General features: G+C 66.0%; 3 protein-coding genes. 1 reads left to right on the top strand and 2 read right to left on the bottom strand.

The window, feature by feature from the left end:
* On the top strand, positions 1–690 hold a 690-nt coding region (locus tag ACOJSF_RS06235; protein ID WP_420141358.1), incomplete at its 5' end, for an N-acetylglucosamine-6-phosphate deacetylase.
* 58 nt (positions 691–748) lie between these two features.
* On the opposite strand, the gene glsA is transcribed toward ACOJSF_RS06235, so the two are convergent.
* Together glsA and ACOJSF_RS06225 are read right to left on the bottom strand one after the other, a co-directional pair.
* Positions 749–1,663: a glutaminase A gene (gene glsA, locus ACOJSF_RS06230; protein ID WP_420141357.1), complete on the bottom strand. Its 915-nt coding sequence runs from the start codon at positions 1,661–1,663 to the stop codon at positions 749–751.
* Between the two features lie 135 nt (positions 1,664–1,798).
* Positions 1,799–2,947 (bottom strand): diguanylate cyclase, encoded by a 1,149-nt coding sequence (locus tag ACOJSF_RS06225; RefSeq protein WP_420141356.1) that lies wholly within the window; start codon positions 2,945–2,947, stop codon positions 1,799–1,801.
* Positions 2,948–3,385: the final 438 nt, after the last annotated feature.

The raw sequence follows: 3,385 nt of genomic DNA, 5'->3' as shown, positions 1-3,385 counted from the left end.
GAGGGGCTGCAGGTCCTGGCCTCGCTGCGGCGCGGCCGCACGCTCGTCACGCTGGCGCCGGAGCGGACCGAGCCGGATACGATCCGCCGGCTGGTCGCGTCGGGCGTAACCGTCGCGGCGGGGCATACCGACGGCAGCTATGCCGCCGTACGGGCTGCGATCGACGCCGGCCTGACGGGTGTCACCCACCTTTTCAACGCCATGTCGCCGCTCGGTAGTCGTGAGCCCGGGGCGGTCGGCGCGGCGCTGGAAAGCGACCGCACTTGGTGCGCGATCATTGTCGATGGACATCATGTCAGCCCAGTCACGTTGCGCCTCGCGCTTCGTTGCAAGCCGCACGACCGCTTCATGCTGGTGACCGATGCGATGCCGACATTGGGCTCCGACAGCACGACGTTCGCGCTCAACGGCCGCGACATCCGCGTCGAGAACGGAATGCTGGTCGACGAGGTGGGCACGCTTGCGGGCGCGCAGTTGGACATGATGTCCGCTGTCCGAAACGCGGTCCAGCTTCTCGACGTGCCGGTCGAAGAGGCCGTGGCGATGGCGTCCACAGTTCCGGCAACTTTTCTGAAGATCGACGATCAGTGGGGCGCCATCGCGCCGGGCTATCGCGCCTCATTGGTCGCGATCGATCATGCGCTCACCGTCTCACGCAGCTGGATCGACGGAACCGAGCTCCGGGCTTAGGCGGGATCGCGATGCACGCGTAGGCAGGCATCCGGGCCGATCGGTCTGTCGCGGGGGGTCAGGCGAGCGGGGGGCCGAACACCGACCATCCCGTGCGGGAGACCAGCATCTCGAGCGCCCGGACCCCGAGGATCGAGTTGCCGTGCTGGTCGAGGTTCGGGGACCATGTCGCGATCGACGCCACCTCAGGCGCGATCGCCAGGATGCCTCCGCCGACGCCGCTCTTCGCCGGCAGCCCCACGCGCACCGCGAAGTCGCCCGATGCGTCATAGTGCCCGCAGGTCATCATCAGCGCGAGCACCGTCCGCGTCTGCCGCGCGCGACAATCCAACGCCCTATCATCCGGGTCGAGACGGGTGGGCAGGAGAAAGCGGCCGGCACCCGACAGGCCGGCGACGTCGACCGAGATCGCGCATTGGCGGCCATAGGCTTCCATGATGTCGTCGCTGGAGGATCGCAGGTTGCCATGATGGCGCATGAAGCTGAGCATCGCGCGGTTGAGATCGCCCGGCGCTGCCAGCACGTCGGGGTCGAGCCGCACTTCGCCGTCGATCTGGTCGCGGATCAGGTCGATGACGGCATCGCGTGCCGATGCACCAAGCCGCTCGACGAGCATGTCGACGACGACCAGCGCACCCGCGTTGATGAACGGATTGCGGGGCAGCCCGCCATTGCGTTCGAGGTCGACGAGCGAGTTGAACGGATCGCCGGAGGGCTCGCGACCGACCCGTTCGAAAACGCGGTCCTCGAGTTCGCGAAGCGCCAGGTCGACCGCGAAGACCTTGCCGATGCTCTGGATCGGAAACCGGTCCGCAGCGCCGGTCGACAACGTCTCACCTTCGCGCGTCGTGACCGCGATCCCGAACGGTCCCGGTGCGGCATCGGGATCCTTGGCGTCGGCGTTATCCTCGATCTCGTCGGCATACGCTTCGATATCTCCCGCAATGTCGGCGAGGATCTGTGCGAGGTTCATAAGGTCTCCCTGTCGGCTGGATGCCGGCCCCGCCTTCGAACGAAACCGACTACCGTCCGCTCCCGAACTGGCACGTACGGGTAACGCTCCGCATGTTGAATGGTGGGCCACGGCTGCGGAAATCGTCGCCGAACCTTAGGTTGCCGCAAGCACCGCGCGATCGCGCCCGCCCTCCTTGGCCTCGTAGAGCGCTTCATCTGCCCGACGCTGCGCTGCCGCCAACCCGTCGGAAGGGTCAATCGCCGTAACACCAAAGCTGGCGGTCAGCCGCAGGCCGGGCGCTGCGTTCACCGAAACCTGCGACACGGTGGACCTAAAACGCTCTACGATGTGCATCGCGGTATCGGTCGTGGCTCCGACGAGGAGGATCGCGAATTCCTCGCCACCTGTTCTTCCAAAAAGGTCGCTCTGCCGCAACTCGGTCTCGATCGCGCGGACGAATGCAATCAGGATCTGGTCCCCAGCTTCGTGGCCATGGCGGTCGTTGATCAGCTTGAATCGGTCGATGTCGGCCAACACGAACGTCGCGTCCGATCTGTTCCGTTTAACTTCGGCGAGGATGCCCTGCGACATCTGGTCGAACCCGCGCCGGTTCAGGATGCCGGTCAGCGAGTCCGTACTCGCGAGCAGGCGCAGGTCCGCAGCCAGATCATTCGCGATAATCGTCAGCGCGGCGACACCGATCCCGGTAAACACCGGCGGCAAAGCGAGCAGCAGCAACCAGCGATCGAGGTCGCCTAGCCTCGGATCCAGCCCGGACTGACGCGCCAGCGCCAATATACCGACCACCAGGCTGATGGCCGCCAGCAGGCCCAGCAACGCCCGCATCATCCGCTCGTCGAGCCGCGCTGGCCGGCTCGGCGCAGCGACGTGCCGGAGTGCCAGACCGAGGACGATCGCCCGAAAGAATTGCGAAAGCGCCGCCCACAGACCGTCGGCATGTCGGATCGCTGCGACAAGGATGACGGCTGTAAGCAGTAAAGCGGCGACCAACCAGCCGCGCCCCGGCGCCGGTCGGCCGGCGCGGTGGCTGAGGCCCTGCCAAAGCAGCAAAGGGACGATCATCGCCATGCCGCTGACTATCGCGATGCTGAACGAGCCGCCAAACCCCGTCAGCCCATGCGCGATGTTGAGCGTCCAAGCGGCAGCCGCGAGTGCGAATGCGCGGCTCCATGACTGGGCGTGAACTGTATGTCCGATCGAGCGGGTGGACACGGCGAGCGCGACCGCCAACATGGATGACAACAGCACGAGCGTTGTCAGAACCGCGACACCTTCGTCCATCAACTCGCCCGTTATGCTTCTGCATCCGTTAGCGCCTTAGTCTCTGACCGCCGGCCGGTGCCAATTCAAGATGGCTGAGGTGGATCCGGGTATCTTTGCAGATCGCCGGATGACGGCTGGGCGGGAGCGGCTCCCGGTCGAGTGCGGGGACGCAGCGGCGGTTTTTGATACCAGATTTCCGGGCAAGCGCGCTGTGTCGCGTGGAAGTCATTTCATCCTGGTCCATCTATGGCACGGCTAATCTCAACATCGCCCCGCCGCGCTCGCGTTGATCGCTCAACATGTCCATCCGGCCGCCCCGTCCTTAGAGGTTCTCGCACGTCATGGTCTCTCCAGCGCAAATCGCCGCAGTTGTCGGAGCCGCTGCCCCCCCCCCCGCCGCAAGGAGGGGCCCCGGGGGTGCCTGGGGGTTGTTTCGGTGAGCGGAGCCCCGGGTTT

The sequence above is a fragment of the Sphingomonas sp. genome (assembly GCF_048594985.1).
GTDB lineage: Bacteria > Pseudomonadota > Alphaproteobacteria > Sphingomonadales > Sphingomonadaceae > Sphingomonas_I.
The sequence above is the reverse complement of the archived record's forward strand: the minus strand, read 5'-3'. Positions and strand labels throughout refer to the sequence as shown.